Origin of the sequence: Serratia sp. 1D1416 (genome assembly GCF_003641105.1) — a bacterium.
GTDB classification, from domain to species: Bacteria; Pseudomonadota; Gammaproteobacteria; order Enterobacterales; family Enterobacteriaceae; genus Serratia; species Serratia ficaria.
Window position 1 is genome coordinate 2,437,869 of sequence record NZ_CP032738.1, and the last position, 25,630, is coordinate 2,463,498.

The 25,630-nt window shown below is 64.1% G+C and carries 23 protein-coding genes, 1 tRNA gene and 1 pseudogene; 15 read left to right on the plus strand and 10 right to left on the minus strand.

Annotated elements, in window-relative coordinates; translation table 11 throughout:
* The first annotated feature begins 12 nt into the window (after window positions 1-12).
* Window positions 13-89: transfer RNA gene (locus tag D7I37_RS11520), tRNA-Asp, on the plus strand.
* Between the two features lie 46 nt (window positions 90-135).
* Here D7I37_RS11520 and D7I37_RS11525 read toward each other — a convergent pair.
* Window positions 136-1,596: an NCS1 family nucleobase:cation symporter-1 gene (locus tag D7I37_RS11525; RefSeq protein WP_061796036.1), complete on the minus strand. Its 1,461-nt coding sequence runs from the start codon at window positions 1,594-1,596 to the stop codon at window positions 136-138.
* 154 nt (window positions 1,597-1,750) lie between these two features.
* Between D7I37_RS11525 and D7I37_RS11530 the strand changes: the two genes are divergently transcribed.
* From D7I37_RS11530 to puuE, 3 genes are read left to right on the plus strand one after another with little or no spacing between them, the layout of a single operon-like run.
* Complete coding sequence (locus D7I37_RS11530; protein WP_129543696.1) at window positions 1,751-2,497, plus strand: GntR family transcriptional regulator; 747 nt, start codon at window positions 1,751-1,753, stop codon at window positions 2,495-2,497.
* Window positions 2,494-3,237, plus strand: coding sequence for an allantoin racemase (gene hpxA, locus D7I37_RS11535; protein WP_061796040.1), 744 nt, complete (start codon window positions 2,494-2,496; stop codon window positions 3,235-3,237). The genes D7I37_RS11530 and hpxA overlap by 4 nt, the downstream gene beginning before the upstream one ends.
* Window positions 3,238-3,255: 18 nt before the next feature.
* Entirely contained in the window at window positions 3,256-4,194 is a 939-nt protein-coding gene (puuE, locus tag D7I37_RS11540) for an allantoinase PuuE (protein WP_061796043.1), read from the plus strand.
* A 34-nt stretch (window positions 4,195-4,228) separates the two neighbouring features.
* Here puuE and D7I37_RS11545 read toward each other — a convergent pair whose 3' ends face one another.
* From D7I37_RS11545 to D7I37_RS11565, 5 genes are read right to left on the minus strand one after another with little or no spacing between them, the layout of a single operon-like run.
* On the minus strand, window positions 4,229-6,460 hold the full coding sequence (locus tag D7I37_RS11545; RefSeq protein ID WP_129543697.1) for a TonB-dependent siderophore receptor: 2,232 nt from the start codon (window positions 6,458-6,460) through the stop codon (window positions 4,229-4,231).
* Window positions 6,461-6,494: 34 nt separating this feature from the next.
* Window positions 6,495-7,823, minus strand: a complete 1,329-nt coding sequence (locus D7I37_RS11550; RefSeq protein ID WP_061796045.1) for a lysine N(6)-hydroxylase/L-ornithine N(5)-oxygenase family protein — start codon at window positions 7,821-7,823, stop codon at window positions 6,495-6,497.
* The gene (gene iucC / locus D7I37_RS11555; RefSeq protein ID WP_129543698.1) at window positions 7,820-9,568 is read right to left on the minus strand and encodes an IucA/IucC family siderophore biosynthesis protein; all 1,749 of its coding nucleotides are present in this window, start codon (window positions 9,566-9,568) and stop codon (window positions 7,820-7,822) included. Before iucC ends, D7I37_RS11550 begins: the two co-directional genes overlap by 4 nt.
* Window positions 9,565-10,515 carry a GNAT family N-acetyltransferase gene (locus D7I37_RS11560; protein WP_061796048.1) on the minus strand — a complete coding sequence of 317 codons (951 nt, stop codon included), beginning with the start codon at window positions 10,513-10,515 and terminating at the stop codon, window positions 9,565-9,567. Before D7I37_RS11560 ends, iucC begins: the two co-directional genes overlap by 4 nt.
* Entirely contained in the window at window positions 10,512-12,257 is a 1,746-nt protein-coding gene (locus D7I37_RS11565; RefSeq protein ID WP_129543699.1) for an IucA/IucC family siderophore biosynthesis protein, read from the minus strand. Before D7I37_RS11565 ends, D7I37_RS11560 begins: the two co-directional genes overlap by 4 nt.
* 137 nt (window positions 12,258-12,394) lie before the next feature.
* Here D7I37_RS11565 and D7I37_RS11570 point away from each other — a divergent pair, with 137 nt between their 5' ends.
* Both D7I37_RS11570 and D7I37_RS11575 read left to right on the plus strand, forming a co-directional pair.
* A complete protein-coding gene (locus D7I37_RS11570; RefSeq protein ID WP_061796051.1) occupies window positions 12,395-13,618 on the plus strand; it encodes an MFS transporter in 1,224 nt (407 codons plus the stop codon).
* A gap of 5 nt (window positions 13,619-13,623) precedes the next feature.
* Window positions 13,624-14,508: a siderophore-interacting protein gene (locus D7I37_RS11575; RefSeq protein WP_129543700.1), complete on the plus strand. Its 885-nt coding sequence runs from the start codon at window positions 13,624-13,626 to the stop codon at window positions 14,506-14,508.
* 24 nt (window positions 14,509-14,532) lie between these two features.
* Here the strand turns inward: D7I37_RS11575 and hpxZ are convergent, their stop codons facing one another.
* The 4 genes and pseudogenes from hpxZ to D7I37_RS11595 form a co-directional block, all read right to left on the minus strand.
* Window positions 14,533-14,916 (minus strand): oxalurate catabolism protein HpxZ, encoded by a 384-nt coding sequence (gene hpxZ / locus D7I37_RS11580; RefSeq protein WP_061796055.1) that lies wholly within the window; start codon window positions 14,914-14,916, stop codon window positions 14,533-14,535.
* A gap of 3 nt (window positions 14,917-14,919) precedes the next feature.
* Window positions 14,920-16,320 carry an AtzE family amidohydrolase gene (locus tag D7I37_RS11585; RefSeq protein WP_129543701.1) on the minus strand — a complete coding sequence of 467 codons (1,401 nt, stop codon included), beginning with the start codon at window positions 16,318-16,320 and terminating at the stop codon, window positions 14,920-14,922.
* The gene (hpxX, locus tag D7I37_RS11590; RefSeq protein ID WP_095095869.1) at window positions 16,317-16,508 is read right to left on the minus strand and encodes an oxalurate catabolism protein HpxX; all 192 of its coding nucleotides are present in this window, start codon (window positions 16,506-16,508) and stop codon (window positions 16,317-16,319) included. Before hpxX ends, D7I37_RS11585 begins: the two co-directional genes overlap by 4 nt.
* Window positions 16,509-16,533: 25 nt before the next feature.
* A pseudogene (locus D7I37_RS11595) lies at window positions 16,534-18,119 on the minus strand (gamma-glutamyltransferase family protein).
* 200 nt (window positions 18,120-18,319) lie between these two features.
* Here D7I37_RS11595 and D7I37_RS11600 point away from each other — a divergent pair.
* The 9 genes from D7I37_RS11600 (at window position 18,320) to uraH (ending at window position 25,598) form a co-directional block, all read left to right on the plus strand.
* On the plus strand, window positions 18,320-19,159 hold the full coding sequence (locus D7I37_RS11600; RefSeq protein ID WP_129543702.1) for a MurR/RpiR family transcriptional regulator: 840 nt from the start codon (window positions 18,320-18,322) through the stop codon (window positions 19,157-19,159).
* Between the two features lie 218 nt (window positions 19,160-19,377).
* Entirely contained in the window at window positions 19,378-20,169 is a 792-nt protein-coding gene (locus tag D7I37_RS11605; protein WP_061796062.1) for a transporter substrate-binding domain-containing protein, read from the plus strand.
* Window positions 20,170-20,181: 12 nt separating this feature from the next.
* Window positions 20,182-20,847, plus strand: coding sequence for an amino acid ABC transporter permease (locus D7I37_RS11610; protein WP_061796064.1), 666 nt, complete (start codon window positions 20,182-20,184; stop codon window positions 20,845-20,847).
* Window positions 20,847-21,503 carry an amino acid ABC transporter permease gene (locus D7I37_RS11615; protein ID WP_061796065.1) on the plus strand — a complete coding sequence of 219 codons (657 nt, stop codon included), beginning with the start codon at window positions 20,847-20,849 and terminating at the stop codon, window positions 21,501-21,503. Before D7I37_RS11610 ends, D7I37_RS11615 begins: the two co-directional genes overlap by 1 nt.
* Complete coding sequence (locus tag D7I37_RS11620) at window positions 21,484-22,227, plus strand: amino acid ABC transporter ATP-binding protein (protein ID WP_061796067.1); 744 nt, start codon at window positions 21,484-21,486, stop codon at window positions 22,225-22,227. The genes D7I37_RS11615 and D7I37_RS11620 overlap by 20 nt, the downstream gene beginning before the upstream one ends.
* Window positions 22,228-22,323: 96 nt before the next feature.
* Window positions 22,324-23,514, plus strand: a complete 1,191-nt coding sequence (locus D7I37_RS11625) for an alanine--glyoxylate aminotransferase family protein (RefSeq protein ID WP_129543703.1) — start codon at window positions 22,324-22,326, stop codon at window positions 23,512-23,514.
* Window positions 23,514-24,770 carry an allantoate amidohydrolase gene (gene hpxK, locus D7I37_RS11630; RefSeq protein ID WP_095095883.1) on the plus strand — a complete coding sequence of 419 codons (1,257 nt, stop codon included), beginning with the start codon at window positions 23,514-23,516 and terminating at the stop codon, window positions 24,768-24,770. The genes D7I37_RS11625 and hpxK overlap by 1 nt, the downstream gene beginning before the upstream one ends.
* Window positions 24,770-25,270 (plus strand): 2-oxo-4-hydroxy-4-carboxy-5-ureidoimidazoline decarboxylase, encoded by a 501-nt coding sequence (uraD, locus tag D7I37_RS11635; protein ID WP_061796071.1) that lies wholly within the window; start codon window positions 24,770-24,772, stop codon window positions 25,268-25,270. The genes hpxK and uraD overlap by 1 nt, the downstream gene beginning before the upstream one ends.
* Window positions 25,263-25,598 (plus strand): hydroxyisourate hydrolase, encoded by a 336-nt coding sequence (uraH, locus tag D7I37_RS11640; RefSeq protein WP_061796073.1) that lies wholly within the window; start codon window positions 25,263-25,265, stop codon window positions 25,596-25,598. Before uraD ends, uraH begins: the two co-directional genes overlap by 8 nt.
* The last annotated feature ends 32 nt before the right edge of the window (window positions 25,599-25,630 follow it).

Here is a 25,630-nt window from a genome sequence, read left to right on the forward strand (position 1 = left end):
AGGGAATGGCGCGGAGCGGTAGTTCAGTTGGTTAGAATACCTGCCTGTCACGCAGGGGGTCGCGGGTTCGAGCCCCGTCCGTTCCGCCACTATTCAGAAGCCCTGAGTTAGCGATAACTCAGGGCTTCGTCGTTTCTAATCCTTGCTCAATTCGGTTTTGGCGAAGCGCACCGCCTGATTGGCCGCCCATTCGCGGCGGGCGATAATGCGGTAACAGCCGCCGCCCAGCGCCGCCCCGATAAACCAGCTGAAGTTGGCCACCTCATGCAGGCTCGGCGTAAAGCTGATGGCTAACCCGATGGCAACCGACGGCACCAGCGCCCAGATGGCGTTCGGATTGAAGCCGTTCTTGTACCAGTAGCGCCCGCCCGGCGTGGCGTTGTACAGGTCGTCCACGTGCAGTTCGCCGCGTTTGATGACGTAGAAATCCACCAGCAGGATGCCGAACAGCGGCCCGATAAAGGCGGCCAGCACGTCCAGCGTGTAGTGGATCAGCTCCGGCGACTGAAACAGGTTCCACGGCGTCAGCAGGAAAGAGCCGACCGCGGCGATCATGCCGCCGGTGCGGAAGCTGATTTTCTGCGGCGAACAGTTGGAGAAATCGAACGCCGGCGACACGAAGTTGGCCACGATGTTGATGCCGATGGTGGCGACGATCATCGTCAGCAGGCCGAGCGCCACGGCGATGTCGCTGTCGATGCGGGTTACGGTTTCGATCGGATCGGTGATCAGCTGGCCGAACAGCGGCAGGGTGCCGGAGACGATCACCACGGTGACCAGCGAGAACAGCAAATAGTTGAACGGCAGCCCCCAACGGTTGCCGCGCTGCACCTCGGCAAAGCTTTTGCCGTAGCGCGTGAAATCGCCGAAGTTCAGCAGCGGCCCGGAGAAGTAAGAAACCACCAGCGCGGTGGCGGTCAGCATCAGCCAGCCTTGTTCACCGGCGCCAAGATTCTTGCTGGCCAGCGTCAGAGAGAGGTTGGAGAACCCCACCCGATAAACAATCCAGCCCGCCAGCACGAACATCACCACGTAGACCGCCGGACCGGCGATATCGATAAAGCGTTTGATCGCCTCCATGCCGTGCCAAAACACCATCGCCTGCAGCAGCCACATGGTGATGTAACATCCCCAGCCGAGCTGCGACAGGCCAAGAAAATGCGGCACGGTCATCGGCTCCAGCGACGGAAAGAACTTCAACAGCGTCAGCATCAGCGCGTTGGACGCCAGGTAAGTTTGTATGCCATACCAGGCAAAGGCGATCATGCCGCGGATCACCGCCGGAATATTGGCGCCGAACACCCCGAATGCCTGGCGGCTCAGCACCGCATAAGGCACGCCGCCCATCTGGCTGGGTTTGGCCACCAGATTGGCGCAGAGCTGCACGATGCAAATCCCCACCAGCAGGCAGATCAGCACCTGCCAGCTCGACAACCCAAGGGCGAAGAAGCTGGCGGCCACCACATAGCCGCCCATGCTGTGCACATCCGACATCCAAAAAGAAAAAATGTTGTACCAGCTCCAGTTCTGGTCGCGCGTCGGCGCCAGATCGTCGTTGCACAGCTTGGGGCTGTAGTTGTCATTGGGGTTTGGCATAAATCGTGCTCCTCTCAAGAACGGGCGCCAGGACGGTTGGCAAAGGTCGTTGACAGGGCTTTTGCAGGATTCAGGCCAAATTTATCTTTTTTGTATACAAAATATCTTGTTCTTGTATACGATTTGATTATCTAAGGGTATACGGAGCAGCAAGATGATCGGCACGACGATCGGCGCCAACGCCGCGCAGCATGGGCAATCCGCCGCCTATTTCATTGAGGATCAGGACGATCACATCTATAACTCGCTGGTAAAAGCTATCGTTGAACACCGGCTGCTGCCCGGCAGCAAATTGCCGGAAGAAGCGCTGGCGGAGACCTTCGGCGTCAGCCGCACCGGCATCCGTCGGGTGCTGCAGCGCCTTGCCGCAGTGCAGTTGGTCAGCCAGCTGCCCAAACGTGGTGCACAGGTCGCCAGGCCGGGGGAAGCAGAGGCGATCGATGTGTTCCGGACGCGCAAAATGCTGGAGTGCGCCAACCTGCCGCAGGTGATCGCCCACTGCGGCCCTGAACGGCTGCAGGCGATGGCGGCCATCGTCGAGCAGGAACAGCGGGCGCACCAGGAGCGGGACGGCGCGGCGGCGATCCGGCTGTCCGCCGCGTTTCACGTTCAGCTGCAGGCGATCGCCGGCAACGCGGTGCTGACCGAGCTGGTGTCGCAGCTGACGCTGCGTTCATCGCTGGTGATCGCCGTCTATGGCGCGCCCTGGCAGCAAGGCTGCCGCTGCCACGATCACCGCGATCTGCTGACGCTGTTGCAACAGCGCGACGCCGCGGCGCTGGCGCAGCGGATGGCCGGCCATTTTGACGATATCCTGGCCCATTTGCGCTTTACCCAGGGCGACGACGAATCGCCCGATTTTGCGCGGCTCTTTACGGCGGAAGAAAAGGGGGCGCAATGAGCGGTCGCTGCGTGATCCAGGTGATCAACCCCAATACCAGCCAGGCGATGACGGCCACCATCGGCGCCGCCGCACGCGCCGTGGCCGCGGCGGATACGGAAATCCTGGCGGTGTGTCCGCAGGAGGGCGCGCCGTCCATCGAAGGGCATTTTGACGAGGCGATCGCCGCCGTCGGCGTACTGCAGCAGGTGAAGCTTGGCCGCGAAGCCGGCGTCAGCGGCCATATCATCGCCTGCTTTGGCGATCCGGGGTTGCTGGCGGCGCGGGAGCTGGCGCGCGCGCCGGTCATTGGCATCGCCGAGGCGGCGATGCATACCGCCACGCTGCTGGCGACGCGTTTCTCCATCGTCACCACGCTGCCGCGCACGCTGATCATCGCCCGTCATTTATTGCATCAATACGGTTTCGAACGCCACTGCGCGGCGCTGCACGCCATCGATCTGCCGGTGTTGGCGCTGGAAGACGGCAGCGGGGCGGCGCAGCAAAAGGTGCGTCAGCAATGTCTGCAGGCCAAGCGGCAGGACGGCAGCGGGGCGATCGTGCTCGGCTGCGGCGGCATGGCGGATCTGGCGCGTGAGTTGACGCGCGAGCTGGGGATCCCGGTGATCGACGGCGTCAGCGCGGCGGTCAAAATGATCGAGTCGCTGCATGCGCTGGGGTTGAGCACCAGCAAGCACGGCGATCTGGATTTTCCGTTGGCCAAGCCGCTGTCCGGCAGGTTCGACGGTTTTAATTCGTAATTTTAATGGGAAGCGGCGATGAATCAGTACCAATTTGACAAAGACTACCCGCGCGATCTGATCGGCTACGGCGGCCGCCCGCCGCACGCGGGCTGGCCGGGAGGCGCCCGCATCGCGGTGCAGTTCGTCCTCAACTATGAAGAGGGCGCGGAAAACAACGTGCTGCACGGCGACGCCGGCTCTGAACAGTTTCTTTCCGACATCATCGGCGCGGCCAGCTATCCGGATCGGCATATGTCGATGGATTCACTGTATGAATATGGCTCGCGCGCCGGCTTCTGGCGGATCCACCAGGAGTTTCAGCGCCGCGCTTTGCCGCTGACGGTGTTTGGCGTCGCCATGGCGCTGGCGCGCAATCCGCAGGTGGTGCAGGCGATCAAAGAGGCCGACTATGACGTGGTGAGCCATGGCTGGCGCTGGATCCATTACCAGCAGATGGATGAGGTTAGCGAACGCCAGCATATGCGGCAGGCGATCGCGACGCTGCGCGAGCTGTTCGGCCAGGCGCCGATCGGCTGGTATACCGGCCGCGACAGCCCGAATACCCGCCGGCTGCTGGTGGAACAAGGCGGCTTTTTATACGACAGCGACTATTACGGCGACGATTTGCCGTTCTGGACCGAGGTGCGGTGCGCCACCGGCGAGAGCAGGCCGCATCTGATTGTGCCCTATACGCTGGAAGCCAACGATATGCGCTTTGCGTCGCCGCAGGGCTTCAACACCGGCGAGCAGTTCTTTACCTATCTGAAGGACAGCTTCGACGTCCTGTACGCCGAGGGCGAAACCTCGCCGAAGATGCTGTCGATCGGCATGCATTGCCGCTTGCTGGGGCGCCCCGGCAAGTTTCGCGCGCTGCAGCGCTTCCTGGATTATATTCAGCGGCACGATCGGGTGTGGATATGCCGGCGGCAGGATATCGCCGAGCATTGGGCGGAGCATCATCCGTTCAGCAAATGATAAGGGCCGGCATTGCCGGCCCTTTTGCATAGGATCAGAACAATACCGAATAGTTCAGGCCGAAGGTGCGGCCGCGGCCTTTATAGCTGTACAGCTCAGACGAGCCGTAGGTCGGGCTATACAGGATAGGCGCGCGCTGGCCCCAAACGGTGGTGTATTGCTTGTCCAACAGGTTTTCCACGCTGAAGCTGAGCTTGCCCACCGGCAGGTTGTAGCTGCCGAGGAAGTCGATGGTGTTGTAGCCGTCGATCTTGCGTCCTTGGGTGGAGTTGGCCTTGGTGTAATCGCCGTCGTCCGACACGTCGAAGGTCTGCTGCGACTGCAGGCGCAGGTTCCAGTCGCCCGGCGCCCAACCGACGTAAGCGGTGACTTTCGACGGGCTGGCGGTGTCGACCACCAACTTTTTCCATTCGCCGTTGACCTTGGTCTCGGAGCGAATGAGGTTGAAGTTGGTGCCGGCGCTCCAGTCGCTGTCTTCGAAGAAGTAATCCACCGCGCCTTCCAGCCCGTAGATGCGGCGCTTGTCCGAGTTGACGTTGATGGTCATGTCGGTTTTGTTGATGGAGATGCTTTTGTCGGACAGAGAATAGTAGGCGGCGACCTGCGTGCGCAGGTTGTCGCCGGTGTAGCGCCAGCCGAGCTCGTAGGCGTTGACCTTGATGCCTTCCAGCTTGGAGTCGCCGACGTTGACGCTATTGTTCAGCTGATAGTGGCCGTTGTTCAGCGCATAGGTGCCGTTGCCGTAATACTTGCCCGGATCCGGGATCTCGAAGCCCTGCGAGAAGTTGAACCAGGTTTGCTGGCGCTCGGTCAGGTGCGCCAGCAGGCCGGCGTTGAACAGCGCGTTGTTGTAGTCGGTCTTGCCGCCCGGGATGGCGTCGGCGGAGGTTGCCGCGCCGGTGGCGATGGCTTGCTGCTGGTTGTAGCCGACGAAGTCATCGATCTTGTTTTCGGTGTACTGGTAACGCACGCCGCCGCTCAGGGTGAAGATCGGGTTGATGTCGTAGCTGGCCTGCAGGAACGACGCCAGGTTAGTGGTGGTGTAGCCCGGATAACGTCCGGTGTTGTAGGCGTTTTCCAAATCCATGCCGCCGGATTGCTTCGCCTTCGCCAGATCGAAGAACTGCTGGTTGGCATTGAAGCTCTCATGTTCGGCGTCGATGCCATAGGTCAGCGTCAGGGCGTCGACAGGCTTGCTGTTCAGCGTCAGCTTGCCGCCGTAGAAGTCGGTTTTCTGCTGGGAGGCGCCGATGCTGGTGACGGCATTTCCCGCCGAGTTCAGCGTCGGGAACGGGTAGAAGGTCAGCGACTCGTCGCGATAGTAGACCTGCGCCACCAGATCCTGGCCGAGGAAGTCGGTGTTGGAATATTGCAGGTTGATCAGGTGACGTTCGGTGCCCGGAATGCGGTCGGCGTTCAGGTTGCCGCCGTTGTACGCCCTGGCGTCGCCGGTGACCGCCGAGAAGTCTTTGCCCAGATACAGGCCGTGATCGCCGTCGGACTGGCTCTTGTAATATTGGGTGGTCAGCTGCAGCTGCTGGTGATCGTCGATATTGATGGTGCCGGTGCCCATCACGTCGAGGCGATCGGAATACTGCAGGCCGGTTTGGGTATTGTCGATCAGCACCTCGTTGCCCTTGCCGTCGTACCAGCCACCGTAGCGCTGATAGGAGACCGACAGCCGCCCCGAAGCGTTGTCGTTGCCGCCGCTGACCGCCGCCGCGACGTTTTCGTCGTGGTCGTTGTGGCCGCCGAAGCCGGTTTTGCCGCCGACCTGCAGCTCAACCTGCTGCTCTTTCTGGCCTTTTTTGGTGACGATATTGATCAGGCCGCCGGTGCTGCCGCCGCCGTACAGCGCGGTGGCGCCGGAGATCACCTCGATGTGGTCGATATTGAACGGGTCGATCGAATCCAGCTGGCGGCTGTCGCTGCGTGAGGAGTTCAGGCGCACGCCGTCGATCATCACCATCATCGAACGGCCGCGCAGGTTCATGCCGTAGTTGGTGCGCCCCTGGCCGCTGACGTCCATGCCGGGGATCAGCTGCGCCAGCACGTCCTTGATTTCCTTGCCGCCCTGCACCTGTTGCTCAATCTCCTGGCTCTCGATAACCCAGGTGGTCTGCGCCATTTCAGCGACGGTGCGGTGTGAACGGCTGGCGGAAACCACCACCTGCTCATCATTGTTTTTTTGCTCTTCTGCCCAGGCCGCCGGCGCAAGCATCGCCAGCAGACACGGGTTCAATACCCAAAGGTGTTTGCGTTTCATCGTTATTTTTCCAGTGTTCCCAGGTTGCGTGTGGTTAAAACTCGGTGTAATTGAGCATGACGTGTTCAGCGCGGGCGGGCGTGCCCGCTTGCTGACTGCGCCATTGGATCACCGCCGGGGTGGACGTTAAATCGAACTGGTCGCGTCCTAAAACCCGGTTGAGAATGCGCGCCGAGCGCCAGGCCATCAGGCTGAGCTGGGGTTCGGCAATGCCGTGGCTGTGCATGCCGGCGTTGACGGCGAACAGGCAGTTTTCCTGCGGCCCCTGCCACTCCAGGGTGAAGTCCGGGGCGATGCGGTACTGGTCATCGGCGGTGGTCAGCAGGCGATCGGCCAAAGGCGCCAGGAAAGCCGGCCGATCTTGCTGGTAACCGGTGGCGAAGATCGTCACGTCGGTATCGAAGGTTTCCCGGCCCTGATCGAGATGGTGGTGCGTCACCAGCCGATACCCGTCGCCGTCGGCGTGCATCGCCGCCAGCGAACGGCTTGGCAGCAGGCGCGCCCAGGGCTTTTCTCGCAGCACTTCAAAGCGGTGATACATCGCGCGGTAGATAGCCAGCAGCGACTCGCCGGTAATGCCGTCGGAGGTCATCTTCTGCTCGGTCAGCATGCGCTGCTTGGCGCCGTCGTTGAGGCCGTAGAAGCCGTCGACGTAGTCCGGCGTAAAGTATTCGTTGGCGAAGGCCGCTTCATCCAGTGCGTTGTAGTTGTTGCGGCGCGAGATCCAGTTGAGCTGCGCCGGTTGGCCCCATTCGCCGCGGAAAATGTTCAGGAACAGATCGGCGCCGCTCTGGCCGCCGCCCACCAGGGTAACGCGTTTGCCGGCCAGATCCGGGCTGCGCAGCGCCATTTCGCTGGCGTGGAAGCAGCGGTCGTTTTGTTCGGTAACGCAGTCCGGCAGCTTGATGCGCTTGCCGATGCCGAGGCAGACGTGGCGCGCGCGGTAGACATTGCGCTGGGTGGTGACCACGAACTGGCGCTGCTGGTCGTCAAAATCCACGCTCTGGATGTCCTGGCTGAACTCCAGCGAATTCAGCCCGTTGGCGGCCCAGTCGAGGTAGTCGGCGAACTCTTCGCGCGACACCGTGCGCAGTTCGGTGGTCAGGAAACGGTAGAACTTTTTCCGTTTAACCAGATAGTTGAGGAAGCTGTACGGGTTGGTCGGCGACACCGCGCTCACCAGATCCTTCAGGAAGCTGGTTTGCATGTGGCAATCCGGCACCATCATGCCGGGATGCCAGGAAAAGTGCGGTTTGCGCTCAAGGAATTTACTGTTAAAACCGTTCACTTCGCTGCCAAGCGCGGCGATGCTGAGGTTGAACGGGCCGATGCCGATGCCGATGAAATCCAGAGGCTGATTCATTGGGCAAGCTCCTTGGTGACCAGATAGAGAGGGTTATCGAGATCCTGCAGGTAGTTGGGCAACATGCGGCTGCCGCCGTCCTGCTCTGAATAAGTGAGTTTGACCGGGTTAAGCACCACGCGAATAATCTGCGGCTTGAACAGGTCGAACAGTGCGAAGCGATCCGCCATTGCCGGATGCCGCGCCATATAACCTTGCAGCACCTGCGCCAGCAGCTGATAGAAACGCGCTTCGCTCACCCCGCAGGACGCCATCAACGGTGAGATGAAGCGCAGCACGGTAACGAAGTGGCCGGTCTGCAGATCGTGGATCAGGTAGTCGGCGGAAAGGCGCACGGTAACGTCCTTCACCCCCTGCGGCAGCGAGGCCGCTTCGGGGAAGTCCCGATCCACCAGGCGCATGTCGCCCTGGAAATCCTTCAGCAACACGCGCTGCGGCACATGATCCTTCATCACCAGCGTGATGTTCTGGCCGTGGGCGATCAGCGCCACGCCGTAACGGCACATCAGGTGGTACATCGGCAGCACCACCGCGCTGAACATCTGTTGCAGCCAGGCTTCGGCGCTCAGGCCGGAGCGAGCGATATAGGCGGCGATCAGCGGCTCGCCGTGGTTGTCGGTTTCCATCAGCGTCGCCATCAAGATGGCGTGTTCGCCCTCCTGCAGGTAACAGAACGGATTCTCGCGCCAGATCACCCCAAGCATTTCCTGATAGCGATACGGCGCTTTGGCCAGCGAGGCGTAGGTTGGGTGAGTCATGTAACCCGCCGCCGGTTCGCCGAGGATCTCGGCGCCGCTGGCGCGCAGGGTCGGGTCCTCGGCGAAAATGTCCTGCAGCCAGCGCGAGGCGGCCGGGCCGGCGCTGATGTACTTGCCCGGAATGCCGCGGTAGCACGAGGTGTTGTAAATGGTCAGCGGCAGCTTGATGTCGAACGCCGAACGGCGGCTGACGTTGGTCAGGGTGCGCAGCGATTGCTGCGCCAGGTAATGGTCGCCGAATTCGCCCAGTTCGATCAGCTCGCCCGCGGCCAGCTGCGGCAGGAAATGCAGCGCAATTTTTTGCTGCCATTGCCAGGGGTGCAGCGGCACCGGGATCCAGTCGTCGCTCAGCTTCAACTCGCGCCAGCGGCGGTCGAAGCGTTGGCGTTCGCCCTGATCCATGGCGCTGTCGAGCAGGCTGTCCAGCGGGAATTGCGCGTCGGCGCACCAAACGAAGCCGTCGCGTTTGGCCGCGATCCAGTGCAGGCGGAACTGGCCCTGATACTCTGGCGCATACTGCTGCAGCGCGTTCAGGCCCCAGCCGCGACGGCCCTTGTTGAAAATGAACTTCGGGTGGCCGGCCAGCAGGCATTGCAGCGCGTCGGCATCGAGGGCGATCAGATCCTGCGCGCTCATGCCGTGGCGTGCGGCCAGCAGCTGCATGTCGCCGCGCAGCGTGGCGTACAGATCCTCCAGATGTTCGGCTATCTGCGCATCGTCCATTTTCAGCACCTGCGCCAGCTGACGCAGCGTTTGGTCGGCGGCCAGCGGCAACCGATCGCAGCTCAGCGTGGCGGGGTCGATGTGCAGCCAGCCCCAGATGCCGCGGGTGGCGCTGAAGCCGTAGCTGGCGTCGCCCAGGGCGATGCGCCATTTTCCGTCGTGCGATTCCGCCTGCAGCGTGCGTTCGTATTCCAGTTCGGCCAGCATCTTGGCGATCATCTGGCGGTTGACGCGCTGCCAGTCGGCGTAGTCATGAGCGATCATACCGACGCCTCCCGAAAGAACGCATCGCGTTGGTTGAGGATCAGGCGCGAACGTTTGTGCGGGAAGTCGAACTCCTTCACCCTGTGATAGCCGGCGGCCGGCAGGTGGCGGAACAGCCGCTGGTTATCGGCGCGCGGCTCGGCGACCACCCGGGTGGTGCGCGGTTCGTCCAGATACAGATAATGGGTCAGGCCGCGCAGCCAGCTGCGGATGTATTGCGCGCCGCGGCGGTCCTCTTCGCCCACCAGCATATGCAGCCCGCGATCGAACGGCTGCCAGCGGTAGTGGCGGCCGATGCGGTCTTCCGGCGCCCAGTAGACCTCGAAGTAACCGAACGGGCGATCGTCGAAACAGCCGAGCAGCGGATAACAGTAGCTGGAGTCCAGCTGGCGCCGCAGATAGGCGGCCTGCGCCTCGAGCGGGCCGCTCATTTCCCAGAAGGCATCGACGCGCGGCGAATTCATCCAGCGGGTGAACTGTTCGGCGTCGCGTTCGACCTCCGGCAGGCGGAAACTCAGGGTGTGTTTGAGCTGCGGATCGTAACGGCGGTAAACCTCGCCGTTCGGCCGCGCCGGGCGCTGCGGGAACCAGATCTGGCGTTCGGCGTCATAGTGCATCTGGCCGGAGGCGCGGTTGCGTTCGCCGCTCAGCCACAGCGGCAGCTGGTAGAAAACTTCGCGCGCCAGGTAGTCGCCGCTGGCCAGGGCGAACAGCGCCTGAGCCTGGGGTTCTTCCCGCCATTCGGCGTAGGGCAGCGCCACGCCGCTGAGCTGCGGCGCGGCGACCAGCAATTGATCCAGCGCCTGCACCAGCCAGCCCTGCGGCAGGGCGCCCGGGTAATGCAGCACGGCGCTGCCGTCCAGGCCGAGGCCCAGCTGCAGATCCCGTTCCAGCCGTTCGCAGCGGAAAGCGCTGCCGGCATGCGTCAGTTTGGCGGACGGCGTCATTGGGCGGCCCCCGTAAACAGTGGGTTGACGAAATCGAAGTAGATCACCGCCGGATCGACGATGGTGTTCTCGTTATGATCGTGCAGGTAACAGAAGAAGTTGCCTTTACAGTTCCAGTGCGGGCTGTCGAGCACGTAGTCCAGGCACAGGGTATTCCTGGCGGTGGCGCGCAGGCCGCCAAGCGCGTCGCGCACCCGGGCCATCAAGGATCCTTCGCTGTCGAAGCCGGCGGCTGCCAGCGCGGCGGTGACCGCCAGGCTGGAGTTCACCAGCAAATAATAAGGGAAGTAGCGCAGCAGTTGCTGCTCGCTGAAGCGGTTTTCCGCCTCGGCTTCGCCGATCTCCTCCAGCCAGGGGGCGGCGTCGCGGGTGAAGCCGCTGCCCTGGCAGTCGCGGTACAGCATGCCGACCGGCAGATCCTGCTGCATCTCCACCAGAATGTTTTGCTGGTGCGCCAGCAGCACCAGGCCGTAGTCGGCTTCGGCGCTGAACAGCGGCAGCAGCACCTGTTGGCAGTAAGCGTCCAGCCAGCAGTGCGCCGCCTGGCGCAGCGGCAGGTTCAGGCGGGCGGCCAGGCGGCGCACCGCGGCGGCCAGCAGGCTGTCGCCGCCGTCCGGCGCGGCCTGAGTCAGGGTCACCAGCACGTTGGTCTGGCTTTCCGGCTGTTCGAACAGCAGGTTGTCGCGCAGCGCCATCAGGCTCTCTTCCTGAATGACGCCCTCGACGGAGCGCAGGCCGGCCCAGCCGTCTTCCTGCATCACGCGGAAGGTCGGGTAGCGCGCCTGCAGCCGTTGCCAGCGCGGGGTTTGCGCCAGGCGAGCCAGGCGGATGCCGCGCTTCACTTCCTTGACCGACAGGGTGCGCACCGAGTTGGTCAGGCGCACGCTGAGGGAAAATTTAATCATGTCGCGGTTGCTGGCGCTGTACAGCGAGCGGGACGAACTGGTCGGCAGCCAGCGTTCGCCGGCCTCGCCCAGATCGCGCAGCAGATGCTGGCTAACCAGCTCCCGGCACCAGCGCTGGCTCAGCAGATGGTCGGCCTGCCAGGGGTGCATCGGCAGCAGCCAGACATCGTCGGTGAAGTGCGTCAGCAACTGCGGCGCGCTCTCGGCGGCGAAGCGCTGCAGGCGCTGCTGCAGCGTCAGGTTCAGGCTTTCGCCGCACAGGAAGCGGTGGTCGACGGCGAACCAGCGCAGCGGGAACCGGGCGGCGAAGTCCGGCAGGTAACGGTGCGCCTGGCGTTCGTCGAAGGGTTCGTGGGATTTGGGCGCCGGATGGAAGGCGTGGCCCACCAACAGCCCCTGTTCCGCCTGGGCGAAATTCAATGGCCGGTCGCGCAGCGCCGGCCAGTCGAGACGGACCGCGATCGCCCGTTGGGTATTATCATGACTTTCCAGCACCCGCTGGCGGAAACGTTCGACCGCCTCGGCGGGCAATTCGCCTTTCACCGCCGGCTTTTCCAGCAGCAGGCTCACCAGCCGTTCGACGCTCAGCGCTTCGCCGGCGCCGTCATCCTGCCGATGCAGGCGGGCGGGGAACAGGTATTGGTGATGCTGGGTTGGCGAAATATGGCGTAAAGCGATGCGAATGGCTTGGGTCGGTGAAAGAGGAATGTGAAGCTGCGGATGTTGTCGATGATCGGTGGCCGGAACGATTTGCCAGTCCCGGGTTTCACGCATTAATGCGTTCAAAAAGCACTGCGCAGCCACGTCTGTTGCCGCGGTTTCAAACTGGATTGTCATGATCCCATTTCACTGTTGAATCAATTGAGAATGATTCTTATATCAATAATATTTATTGTTATCAATTGCGCTATGATACAATTTTTCAATGAATCTAACATAAACCCATAATTTTATTAACGGTATCTTTACGTTCGATGCGTATTTTTTCCTCCATAAAATCACCGACAATTGGCAATGCGTCGCCTTCCAATTGGCCGCTGGCGTTTTGCGCCGGTTTGCTGGGCATTGGGCAAAACGGATTGCTGGTCGCGCTGCCGATGTTAGTCGGCATGACCCAGCTGTCGCTGTCCGTCTGGGCTGGGCTGTTGACGCTCGGTTCGATGCTGTTTCTGGTCGGCTCGCCCTGGTGGGGGCGGCAGTCGGAAATTCGCGGCTGCAAGTTTGTGGTAACCATGGCGTTAGCGGGGTATTTGTTCAGTTTCGCTTTACTGGCGCTGGCGGTGTGGGGACTTTCGGCCGGCTGGCTGCCGCCGATGGTCGGATTGGGCGGCCTGATCGCGGCGCGCATTATCTATGGGCTGACGGTTTCCGGCATGGTGCCGGCCAGCCAAACCTGGGCGCTGCAGCGCGCAGGTTATGAACAGCGCATGTCGGCGCTGGCCACCATCAGTTCGGGGCTGAGTTGCGGACGCCTGCTCGGGCCGCTGTGCGCCGCGCTGGCGCTGTCGATCCATCCGATGGCGCCGCTGTGGCTGATGGCCATCGCGCCGCTGATCGCACTGCTGGTGGTCTGCCGGCAGCATAACGATCCGCCTCTGCCGCCGGTGGCGCACCAGCAAAATCGTCTGCGCCTCAGCATGGCGCCGTATCTGCTGTGCGCGGTGCTGCTGGCGGCGTCGGTCAGCCTGATGCAGCTTGGCCTGTCGCCGCATTTGGCCCGGCTGTTCAGCCATTCCGCCATCGCCGTCAGCCATCATGTGGCGGTGTTGCTGAGCGTGGCGGCGGGCTGTACGCTGCTGGCGCAGTTCCTGGTGGTGCGCCCGCAGCGTTTCAGCGCCCCCCGGTTGCTGTTGATTGCCGCCGTGCTGATGGCCGCGGGGCTGGCGCTGATGTGCACGCCACCGCTGGCGCTGTTCTATGTCGGCTGCGCGCTGGCTTCCTTCGGCGCGGCGATGGCGACGCCGGGCTATCAGCTGATGCTGAACGACAAGTTGTCCACCGGCAAAGGATCCGGCGCGATAGCCACCAGCCACACGCTGGGCTACGGCCTGAGCGCGCTGATGGTGCCGGTGGTGGCGAAGTTTTATGGCGAGTCGCAGCTGATCGCTGCGGCGCTGGCGATGGCCGTCCTGCTGGGCGGCGTCAGCGGCTGGCTGTGGCGCCGGCATCGCATAACGATCAATTCCGCGGGAGAGTAATCGACATGTCCGGCGCATCAAGCTACAGAATTTTTGACATCAAATTGAAAAGCAAAGAAAACGTCTCGCCTTCGCTGCTGCGTTGCGTGTTCGAGGGGCCGGAGGTGCATCGCATGAAGCTGGAGGCGCCGGATCAGCGCATCAAGCTGCTGTTCCCGGCCGCCGACGGCCAGATCCCGCAGCTGGAAAACGGCGCGGACTGGTACAGCCATTATATGGCGATCCCGAAAGAGCGGCGCCCGGTGATGCGCACCTATACGCTGCGGGCGCTGCGTCGGGCGCAAAATCAGCTGGACGTGGAGTTCGTGCTGCACGGGGTGAACGGCCCGGCCTCCGCCTGGGCGACCCATGCCGCGCCGGGCGACGCCATTCAGGTGGTGGCGCCCAACGGCGACTTCGCCGGCGACAGCGGCGGTTACGAATGGGCGCCGCCGGCGCAGCTGCAGCAGGCGTTGCTGATTGCCGATGAAACGGCGGTGCCGGCGGCGATGGGCATTCTGGAGCAGCTGGCGCGCCAGGCCAACCCGCCGCGGGTGCAGGCGTTCTTCGAAGTGCCGGTGGCGGGCGATTGCCTGGCGCTGGAGCAATTCCCGTTCGCCGAAGTGTACTGGCTGCCGCGCGACGTCGGGCACCAGCAGATGCACGGCACGCTGCTGGTGGAAGCGGTGCGCCAGCGGGTGGCGATCCCCGCTTCGGCGCGCGCCGAAGCGCAGTCGCTGGCGGAGAACAGCCTGGGCGGCGATCTGTTGTGGGAACGCGCCGAGGGGGCGAAAAGCTTCTACGCCTGGGTGGCGGCCGAATCCTCGGCGGTGAAATCGCTGCGGCGTTATCTGATCGGCGAATGCGATTTGGACCGCTCAACCGTCAACTTTATGGCCTACTGGTGCTGACTGCTCACGGCGGCGCCCGTTGAATTACCCGATCAAACTGACGTGCGCCGCCACGATGCGCCAGCCGCAGGGCAGCTTCACCCAGGTTTGCATCTGCCGGCCGACGCTGTCGCTGCCCGGGCGGCGAAATTCGGTGCTGGCCACCGCCATGTCGTCGCCATAGGTGGTGATTTGGGTGTTTTCCAACTGCCGATCCAGCCCCTGCGACGGGCGCCGCAGGCGGAAGTCGCGGATCTGATCGATGCCGTACAGATTCTCGCCGGCGCCGTAGCGCACCGTGCGGCCGTCGTGCCAGAACAGCTCATCCAGCACCTCGATATCGTTGCCGATCAGCGCCTGCTCATAGCGATAGAAAGCGGCGTTCACCTCTGCCAGCACCGCCGGCCGGTCGATATATTCACTTTTCATGGATTAATCCTGTTTTTGCGGTAACACGCAGGCGGTCACGCCGCGCTGTTCCAGCGCATAGGCGGCGCGCAACGCCAGATCTTCGCGCCACGGCGGGGCGATCAGCTGTACGCCCAGCGGCAGGCCGGCGGCGGTCGTCAAGGGCACGCTCACCACCGGCAGGCCGAGGAACGAAATCGGCTGCGTCAGCATGCCCATGCTGGCGCGGATCGGCAGATCGACGCCGTTGATGCGCATCGTCTCCTGGCCAATCGGGGTGGCGCCGCACGGCGTGGCCGGGGCGATCAGGATGTCCCAGTGTTCGAACAGCGGCGATGCCTGCTGTTGAAAATGGGCGCGGAAACGCTGGGCCTGCACGTACCAGGCGGCGGGCAGCATGGCGCCGGCCAGCAGCCGCTCGCGCGACAGCGGTTCAAAACGTTCGGGCTGGCTGCGCAGCTGCGGCAGGTAATGATTGCCGCCTTCGGCGGCGCTGATGATAAAGGCCGCCGAACGCGCCAGCTCGGCCTGCGGCAGTTCGACGTCGGCGATCGCCTCCAGCGCCTGCGCCACCCGCCGTACGGCCTGTTTGGCGTCGTCGTCGCACCACTGCTGGAAGTATCCGCCCAGCACCGCGCAGCGCAACCCTTGCTGGCCGCGCGGCAGCAGCGCTTCGGTATGGGTTACCGGCTTGTCGGCCTGGAAACGGTCTTCAATGTCGGTCCCCTGCATCACGTCGTAGACCGCCGCCAGGTCGCGCACCCGGCGGGCGAACGGGCCGAGATGATCCAGGCTGGCGACGAACGGCTGGCTGCCGCTGCGCGACAGGCGGCCGAAGGTCGGCTTCAAGCCGTAAATGCCGCACAGCGAAGCGGGCACGCGGATGGACCCGTTGGTGTCGCTGCCGAGTGAAAAATTAACCAGCCCGGCCGCCACCGCCGCCGCCGAACCGCCGGAGGAACCGCCGGCGATGCGGGTGGCGTCATGCGGATTGCGGGTGGCGCCGTAATGGCTGTTTTCGGTGGTGAAGCCGTAGGCATAGGCATCCATATTCAGCATGCCGGAGAGCAGGGCGCCTTGCCCGGCCAGCCGGGTTATCGCCCAGGCGTCCCGTTTGGCCGGCGGCCGGTCGCTGAACAGGCTGGCGCCGGCCAGGGTGGTTTCCCCGGTCACGTCGAACAGGTTCTTTACCGCATAGGGAATGGCGGCCAGGGCGGGCAGCGGCAGGCCCTTGGCGCGGGCGCGGTCGAGATTATCGGCCTCGCTCAGCATGCGTTCACGGGTGACGTGGGTATAGGCATTCAGCGCGGGATTGTGCCGGTCGATATCGTCCAGCGTTTGCTGGGCTATCTCGCGGGCGGAGATGGCGCCTTGCTTCAGCGCCGCGCGGATCTCGGCGATCGACAGTGAGCTTAGCGAATTCATGCGCGGTATACCCCCGCGATCTCCAGCCGCTGGTCGAGCGGAAAGGCCATCAGCGGCTCGGCCATGGCGGCGATGCGCCGGAACTGGGTCAGCAGTTCCTGCCGGCGGGCATCGTCCAGCTCCAGCGCCAGGATGGTTTCCATCTGGCGAATGTAGGTCGCCCAGTCGGCGGCGGTGTGGTGGTCCATAGGTTCTCCCGGTAATCAAAAGTGGCTAGAAGCCGGCGGCGCTGCCGTTGCTGCGCGGATCGAAGGCGCCTTCGAGCATGCCGTTGGTATGCCGCACGATGGCGCCGGCGTGGCCGACCGCTTCGCTGAAGTCCGGCAGCAGTTCAACCTCGTGGCCGCGTCGGCGCAGGTAATCGAGGGTTTCCGCGCTGAAGCGGCCTTCCAGTTTCAACGCGTCGGAGCTTTCGCCCCAGGTGCGGCCGAGCAGCCAGCGCGGCGCGCTGATCGCCTGCTGCAGCGGCAGCCCCTGCACCACATGGCGCACGAACAGCGCCGCCTGGGTCTGCGGCTGGCCGTCGCCGCCCATCGAGCCGTACACCAGCGTGCGGCCGTCGTACAGCCTGGCGGCGGCCGGATTCAGGGTGTGGAACGGCTGCTTGCCCGGCGCCAGCGCCAGCAGGTGGTCGGCGTCCAGGCTGAAGGACGCGCCGCGGTTTTGCCACAGCACGCCGCTTTGCGGCAGCACCACGCCGCTGCCAAATTCATGATAGATGCTCTGAATGAAAGACACCGCCAGGCCGCTGCTGTCCATCACGCCCATCCAGACGGTGTCGCCCGGCCCTTTGCCCGCGCCCCAGGGCGCCGCCTGCTGCGGATCGATGCGTTTCGCCAGCGAATCCAGATGTTCGGCCGCCAACAGCGCCTGCGGATCCTGCGTCATATGCCGCGGATCGGTGATGTATCGGTCGCGCAGGCCGAACGCCAGCTTGGTGGCTTCGACCAGGCTATGCACCACGGCGCCTTCGGGCTGGCCGACCAGCGGCAGGCGATCGGTCAGCCCGAGGATGGCGAGCGACACCAGCCCCTGGGTCGGCGGCGTCAGGTTGAAGATCTCGCCTTTCTGGTGCTCCAGCCGCAGCGGAACGCGGCGACGCGGCCGGTAATCCGCCAGATCCTGGGCGGTGAGCGGCATGCCCAGCGTCGCCATGTCCGCCGCCATGCTGCGGGCCAGCGGGCCGCGATAAAAGCTGTCCAGCCCGTCTTCGGCCAGGGCGATCAGCGTATCGGCCAGGCGCGGCTGACAGAAGCGTTGGCCGGCCTGGGGGATCTCCCCCTGCGGCAGGTAGGTGCGGGCGAAGTGTTCCACCTCCGCCAGCTCATGATACTTGCTGCGCGTCGCCGCCTCCTGGGACGCGGTGACCGGGATGCCGTCGGCCGCATAGCGAATGGCGTCGGCCAGCAGGCGCGACGGCGGCAGCTGTTCGCCGCCCAGTTCGGCGGAATAGTCCAGCGCCGCTTGCCAGCCGCCGACGGTGCCGGCGACGGTCAGCGCCGCCCTGGGGCCGCGGTGAGGTATGCGGCTTTCCCCGGCGTAGAAATCCAGCGACGCCAGCGATCCCGCCGCGCCGCTGGCGTCGATCGCCACCGGGTCCCCTGCGGCGGCACAATCAGCCAGAAGCCGTCGCCGCCGATGCCGTTCATATGCGGGTAGACCACGGCGATGGAGGCCGCCGCGGCCACCATCGCTTCAATGGCGTTGCCGCCGGCGCGCAGCACCGCCAGCGCGCTTTCGCTGGCGAGGTGATGGGGAGTGACCGCCATGCCCAATGGCGCGGTGTTGCTGTTAATCATCTCTTGGCCCTTTTCTGAGGTCGCATCTGATTAAGGACAAGCAAGAGGCGTTCCACTTTTCCCGCCGGACAATAATCGCTTGCCAGCGGGTGGCCGAAGCGTGCTATGTTCCGCTGAAACAAAGGTTACATCCCCGTCATCTTTTCAGCGTGCGGCGGCGTTGGCTGCGCGCTGAACGGCAGGGGCAAGCAGGAGTAACGATGCAACAGATTGATGAGCGCCTGCGCGGCGAATATCCGCAGCTGACGCCGCTGGAGCAGCGGGTGGCCGATTTTATCTTCGACCACTTCGATGACCTGCTCGGCTACAACAGCGCCGAACTGGCGCGCCTGAGCGGCGTATCCAAAGCCACGGTCAGCCGGCTGTTCAAGCGCCTGGGCTACCGCAGCTACCGCGATATGCGCGATGAGCTGCGCACCCTGCGCCAGAGCGGCATGCCGCTGACCGACAACCGGGACGCGGTGCAGGGCAACACCCTGCTGGCGCGCCACTACAAGCAGGAGATGGCCAACCTGACTCACTGGGTGAACCATATCGATGCGCACCAGTTCAATGCGGTGATCGCCGCGCTGGTGCAGGCGCGGCGCGTGGTGCTGATGGGGTTCCGCAACAGTTACCCGGTGGCGATGCACCTGCGCCAACAGCTGCTGCAGGTGCGCGAAAGGGTGCTGCTGGTGCCGCAGCCGGGGCAAACCCTGGCGGAAGAGCTGACCGATCTGGCGCCGCAGGACGTGGCGGTGGTGGTGGCGTTTCGCCGCCGTCCGCGCCAGCTCAGGGCGATCCTGACCCGGCTGCAAACTCAACGGGTGCCGACGCTGTTGATCTGCGAGCCGCAGGCGCAGGCGCTGATCCCGCTGGCCAGCTGGCATTTGGCCGCGCCGCTCGACAGCGTGTCGGCCTTCGACAGCTACTCCGCCGCCATGAGCCTGGCCAATCTGCTCAGCAACGCGCTGCTGCACGAGACGCTGGCGCAGGGCAGGCAGCGCATCCATCAAATCGCCGATTTGTACCAGGAGCTGGACGAACTGGAACAGCGCTGAATCCGGCGCCGTTTTGGTGCTTGTGCACTTTAATGGTGCATTCTCTTCCCCATGTTGTTCCCCTCCCCGCCGCAGCGAGCGCGGGGAAATAGCGATGGTCATCCGATAACCTGCGGGCATTAAAGCAGATCGTTCATCGCATCCCCGATTGGCACATTAGTTGCAGAGTGATACGCAAAGAATCTTTTGTTTCATCATTTCACCATCGGGGATACTCTATGAACATCAAGAAAACACTGTGGGTTGCCTTGGCTGCGGTCGCGTTGATGACGCAGGCGGCTTCGGCGATGGCGGACCAGCTGCAGGAGATCCAGCGGCGCGGCGTGCTGCGCGTGGCGGTGCCGCAAGATTTCCCGCCGTTCGGTTCGGTCGGCACCGATCTGCAGCCGCAGGGTTATGACATCGACATGGCGCATTATCTGGCCGACAAAATGAAACTTAAGTTGCAGCTGGTGCCGGTGACCAGCGCCAACCGCGTGCCTTACCTGCAGACCAACAAGGTGGATCTGGTGATCTCCAGCCTGGGTAAAAACCCGGAGCGCGAGAAGACCATCGCCTTCAGCCGCGCCTATGCGCCGTTCTTCCTCGGCGTGTTCGGTCCGCAGGACGCCGCGTTGGGCGACGCCGCGCAGCTGGCCGGCAAAACCGTCGGCGTGACGCGCGGCGCGGTGGAAGACATGGTGCTGAGCGATAGCGCGCCGAAGGGCGCGCAGATCAAACGTTATGAGGATAACAACACCACGTTGTCGGCCTATCTGTCCGGCCAGGTGCAATACATCGCCACCGGCAATCTGGTGGTGAGCGCCCTGGCGCGGCAGAATCCGGGCAAGGCGCCGGTCGCCAAGTTCATGCTGAAGGATTCGCCGTGCTACGTGGGCCTGCGCCTGGGCGAACCGGCGCTGAAGGCCAGGGTGGACGAGCTGATTGGGCAGGCGCTGCAGGACAACACCCTGAATGGCCTGTCGGAAAAATGGCTGAAAGCGCCGCTGCCCGCCAACCTTGGCGCCTAACGGGAGCGTCCGATGACCTATCAGCTGAATTTTCCCGCCCTGTGGCCCTATCTGCCGGAGCTGCTGGCGGGGCTGCTGACCACCGTCGAGCTGACGGCGATGGCGACCCTGATGGGCGTGGCGCTGGGGATTTGCGGCGCGGCGATCCGCAGCGGCAAAACCACCCTGCTGAGCCGCATCTGGGGCCTTTACGTCGAAGCGGTGCGCAACACGCCGTTCGTGGTGCAGCTGTTTTTTATCGTGTTCGGTCTGCCGAGCCTGGGCTGGAAGCTGACCGCCGGGCAGGCGGCGCTGTTGGCGATGGTGATTAACCTCGGCGCCTACAGCACCGAGATTATCCGCGCCGGCATTCAGGTGACGCCGAAGGGCCAGTGGGAGGCGGGGCGGGTGCTGGGGTTCAGCCGCAGCCAGACCTTTTTGCGCATCGTGCTGCCGCCGTCGCTGCAGCGCATTTATCCGGCGCTGGTCAGCCAGTGCATTATCGTGATGCTGGGGTCATCGGTGGTGTCGCAGGTCTCGTTCGAAGAGCTGACCTTCGCCGCCAACCTGATCCAGTCGCGCACCTTCCTCAGCTTTGAGGTCTATCTGGTGACGACGCTGTTTTATCTGCTGTTGTCGGTGCTGATGCGCCAGCTGCTGCTGGCCGCCGGACGACGCTTTTTGGGGAGCCAGGGCTGATGCTGACCTTTACCGACTGGGACATCGTGCGCAACCTGCTGTTGGCGGCGCGCTGGACGCTGCTGCTGTCGCTGACCGCGTTCTTCGGCGGTACGCTGGTGACGCTGCCGCTGTTGCTGCTGCGCCTGAGCAAACGGCGCTGGGCGCTGCGGTTTGTCCGCTTTTACGCCGAGCTGTTTCAGGGCACGCCGCTGCTGATGCAGCTGTTTTTGGCGTTTTTCGGCCTGGCGCTGTTCGGCATCGACGTCAGCCCCTGGACCGCCGCCGCGCTGGCGCTGACGCTGTTCACCAGCGCCTTTCTGGTGGATATCTGGTCCGGCAGCATCGCCGCGCTGCCGAAGGGGCAGTGGGAAGCCTCGCGCTGCCTGGGGTTGAGCTTCGGCCAGACCCTGCTGCGGGTGATCGTGCCGCAGGCGGTGCGCATCGCCATCGCGCCGACCGTCGGGTTTTCGGTGCAGGTGATCAAGGGCACCGCGCTGGCGTCGATCATCGGCTTCGTCGAGCTGACCAAGGCCGGCACCATGCTGAATAACGTGACCTATCAACCCTTTAAAGTCTTCGGCCTGGTGGCGCTGGGCTATTTCCTGATGTGTTATCCGCTGTCGCGCTACAGTCATTATCTGGAGAAAAAATTCCATGCCGCTCATCACAATTAATCAGGTTCAAAAATATTACGGTCAGAACCATGTGCTGAAAGGCGTGGATCTGGATATCGACATGGGGCAGGTGATTTCCATCATCGGCCGCAGCGGATCCGGCAAAAGCACGCTGCTGCGCTGCATCAATGGGCTGGAGGGCTACCAGGAAGGCAGCATCAAGCTGGGCGGCATGACCATCACCGACCGCGATTCGCAGGCGCGTGAAATCAGCCGTTCGATCGGCATGGTGTTCCAAAACTTCAACCTGTTCCCGCACATGAGCGCGCTGGAAAACGTGATGCTGGCGCCGCGCCGGGTGCTGAAAAAAAGCCCGGCCGAATGCCGCCGGCTGGCGGAAGAGATGCTGAACAAGGTCGGGCTGGGGGAGCGCATGCACTATGCGCCGGCCAACCTCTCCGGCGGGCAGCAGCAGCGGGTGGCGATCGCCCGGGCGCTGGCGATGAAGCCTAAGGTGCTGCTGTGCGACGAGATCACCTCGGCGCTGGATCCCGAGCTGGTGGGCGAGGTGCTGAAGGTGCTCGAGCAGCTGGCGAAGGAAGGCATGACCCTGATCCTGGTGACCCATGAGATGAACTTCGCCCGCGAGGTGGGCGACCGGGTGGTGTTTATGCACCAGGGCAAAGTGTGGGAGCAGGGCGACAGCCGCACGCTGTTCGCCAACCCGCAAACGCAGGAATTAAAACAGTTTATCGCTTCGGTCCGCGGGCTGTCTGAGGCCTGATTTCGACGCTCAAAATAACAAGTTATTAAGCTGGTAAGGAATTAACATGCTGGATATCACTCAATTCGATCAGATTAACCCCCCGCCCGTCTGCTGATGGGGCCGGGGCCGATCAACGCCGACCCGCGCGTGCTGCGCGCCATGTCGAGCCAGCTGATCGGCCAGTACGATCCGGCGATGACCGGCTACATGAATCAGGTGATGGCGCTGTACCGCGCGCTGTTCCGCACCGAAAACCGCTGGACGATGCTGGTGGACGGCACCTCGCGCTCCGGCATCGAGGCGATGCTGGTCTCCGCCATTCGCCCCGGCGACAAGGTGCTGGTGCCGGTATTCGGCCGCTTCGGCCACCTGCTGTGCGAAATCGCCCGCCGCTGCCGAGCCGAAGTGCACAGCATCGAGGCGCAGTGGGGAGAAGTGTTCAGCGCCGATCGCATCGAAGACGCCATCAAGAAGGTGCGCCCACGCCTGCTGCTGACGGTGCAGGGCGACACCTCCACCACCATGCTGCAGCCGCTGGAGCAGCTGGGCGAAATCTGCCGTCGGCACGGCGTGCTGTTCTACACCGACGCCACCGCCTCCTTTGGCGGCAACCCGCTGGAAACCGACGCCTGGGGGCTGGATGCGGTGTCCGCCGGCCTGCAAAAATGCCTGGGCGGCCCGTCCGGCAGCTCGCCCGTCACCCTCAGCCCGCAGTTTGAAGAGATCGTGCGCCGCCGCAAATGCGTGGAGCAGGGCATTCGCACCGCCGATCACGCCGACGGCGACGACGAGATGATCTACTCCAACTATTTCGACCTCGGCATGATCATGGATTACTGGGGCCCCGAACGGCTCAATCACCACACCGAAGCCACCAGCATGCTGTTCGCCGCCCGCGAATGCGCGCGGGTGATCCTCGAAGAAGGGCTGGATAACGCCATTGCCCGCCATCGGCTGCACGGCGCGGCGATGCTGGCCGGCATTCAGGGCATGGGGCTGGAGGTGTTCGGCGATCTCGACCACCGCATGAACAACGTGTTGGGGGTGGTGATCCCGCCGCAGGTGCACGGCGAGCAGGTGCGGCAGATGATGCTGAACGACTTCGCCATCGAAATCGGCACCTCGTTCGGCCCGCTGCAGGGCAAGATCTGGCGCATCGGCACCATGGGCTACAACGCGCGCAAAGACTGCGTGCTGCAGACCCTGACCGCGCTGGAGGCGGTATTGAACCGCCTGGGCTTCGCCAGCCAGCAGGGGGAAGCGCTGCAGGCGGCCTGGAATACTTACGACGCCGGGAGCCGCTGATGACGGCGCTGTTAACCGCCCAGGAGGCGGAACAGGCGGCGGCGCGGGTGATGGCGCGCTGCGACGCGCTGGCGGCGATCTCGGCCACGCCGGGGCAGCTGACGCGCACCTATCTCTCCCCGGAACATCGGCGCGCCAACCTGCTGGTGGGGGACTGGATGCGCAGCATCGGCATGGAGGTGTGGCAAGACGGCGTCGGCAATATCTGCGGCCGCTATGAGGGCCAGACGCCCGGCGCACCGGCGCTGTTGCTCGGCTCGCATCTGGATACGGTGCGCAACGCCGGGCGTTACGACGGCATGCTCGGCGTACTGACCGCGTTGGAAGTGGTGGCGCAGCTGCACCGCCGGCAGCGCCGTTTGCCGGTGGCGGTCGAGGTGATCGGCTTTGCCGATGAAGAAGGCACGCGTTTCAGCGTGGCCCTGCTGGGCAGCCGCGGCATCACCGGCCGGTGGCCGGAGGAATGGCTGGCGCGCACCGATGCCGACGGCGTTACCGTGGCGCAGGCGCTGCGCGATTTCGGCCTGGATCCGGCGGCCATTGCGCAGGCGCGCCGCGCGCCAGGCGATATCTGCGCCTATCTGGAGCTGCACATCGAACAGGGCCCCTGCCTGGAGGCCGCCGGGCTGGCGCTGGGCGTGGTGACGGCGATCAACGGCGCTCGCCGCCTTAACTGCACCTTCAGCGGCGAGGCCGGCCATGCCGGCACCGTGCCGATGGGGCAGCGCAAAGACGCGCTGGCGGCGGCGGCGGAGTGGATGGTGGCGGTCGAGGGCATCACCCGCGCCGCCGATCCGCATCTGGTGGCGACGGTGGGGTGCATTGACAGCCTGCCGGGAGCGGTCAACGTGATCCCCGGCGAGGTGAAGCTGACGCTCGACGTGCGCGGTCCGGAAGACGGCGCGCTGGCGACGCTGCTGGCGCAGCTGTTGCGGCAGGCGCAGGCGATCTGCGCGCGGCGCGGGCTGCGGTTTGCCAGCGAAGAGTTTTACCGTATCGACGCGACGGCGTGCGACGCCGGGTTGCAGCGGCGCTGGCATGACGGCGTGCAGCGGGTGCAGGGGCGCAGCATGGCGTTGCCGAGCGGCGCCGGGCACGACGCCATCGCCGTGGCGGCGGACTGGCCGGTGGGCATGCTGTTCGTGCGCTGTGACCGCGGCATCAGCCATCACCCGGCGGAAGCCGTCACGCCGGCGGACGTGGCGCTGGCCATTCAGGCCTACTGCCAGACGGTCGCCAGCTGGGAGAACGGCTGATGAAGCTGCAACGTTTTAACCGGCTGTCGGCGGCGGAGGCGGAGCGCCTGCTGCGCCCCTGCGTGGACATCGACAGCTGGATCGCGGCGCTGATTGCCGCGCGGCCGTTCAGCGGCGTAGACGCCGCGTTGGCGACGGCGCGCCAGGCCGCCTTGCGCTGGCGGCCGGAAGAGGTGGCCCAGGCGCTGGCGCAGCATCCGCGCATCGGCGAGCGCGCGCAGGGGGCCGGGCGAGAAGCGGCGTTTTCCCGGCGCGAGCAATCGGCGGTAAACGCGCAGGACGCGGCGCTGCAACAGGCGCTGCTGGCGGCCAATCGCCGTTATGAACAGCAGTTTGAACGGGTATTTTTGATCCGCGCCGCCGGCCGCGATGGGCAGAGCATCCTGCAAGAGCTGGAGCGCCGGTTGCATAACGACCCGCAGCAGGAACAGCGTGAAACCGCCGAGCAGCTGCGTGAAATCACCTTGTTGCGTTTGAAGGAGTTATTGAGCGATGAGTAACATCAGCACCCATATTCTGGATACCTCGGTCGGCAAACCTGCGGCCAACGTGCGGGTATGGCTGGAGCGCGAATGCGACGGCCAGTGGCTGAAGCAGGCGGAAAGCCGCACCGACGCCGACGGCCGCGTTCGCGATCTGACGCCGGAGGGCGCCGGCGCCGGGCATTATCGCCTGCATGCCGATCTTGGCGCTTACTTTGCCGCCGACGGGCGAGAAACGCTGTACCGCACGGCGATTATCGAGGTGGCCATCCGCGATGCGGCGCAGCATTACCATTTGCCGCTGCTTATCGGCCCCTATTCGTATTCAACCTACCGGGGCAGCTAACGCCCCACCGCGGTTAACCCAATTGACGAGGT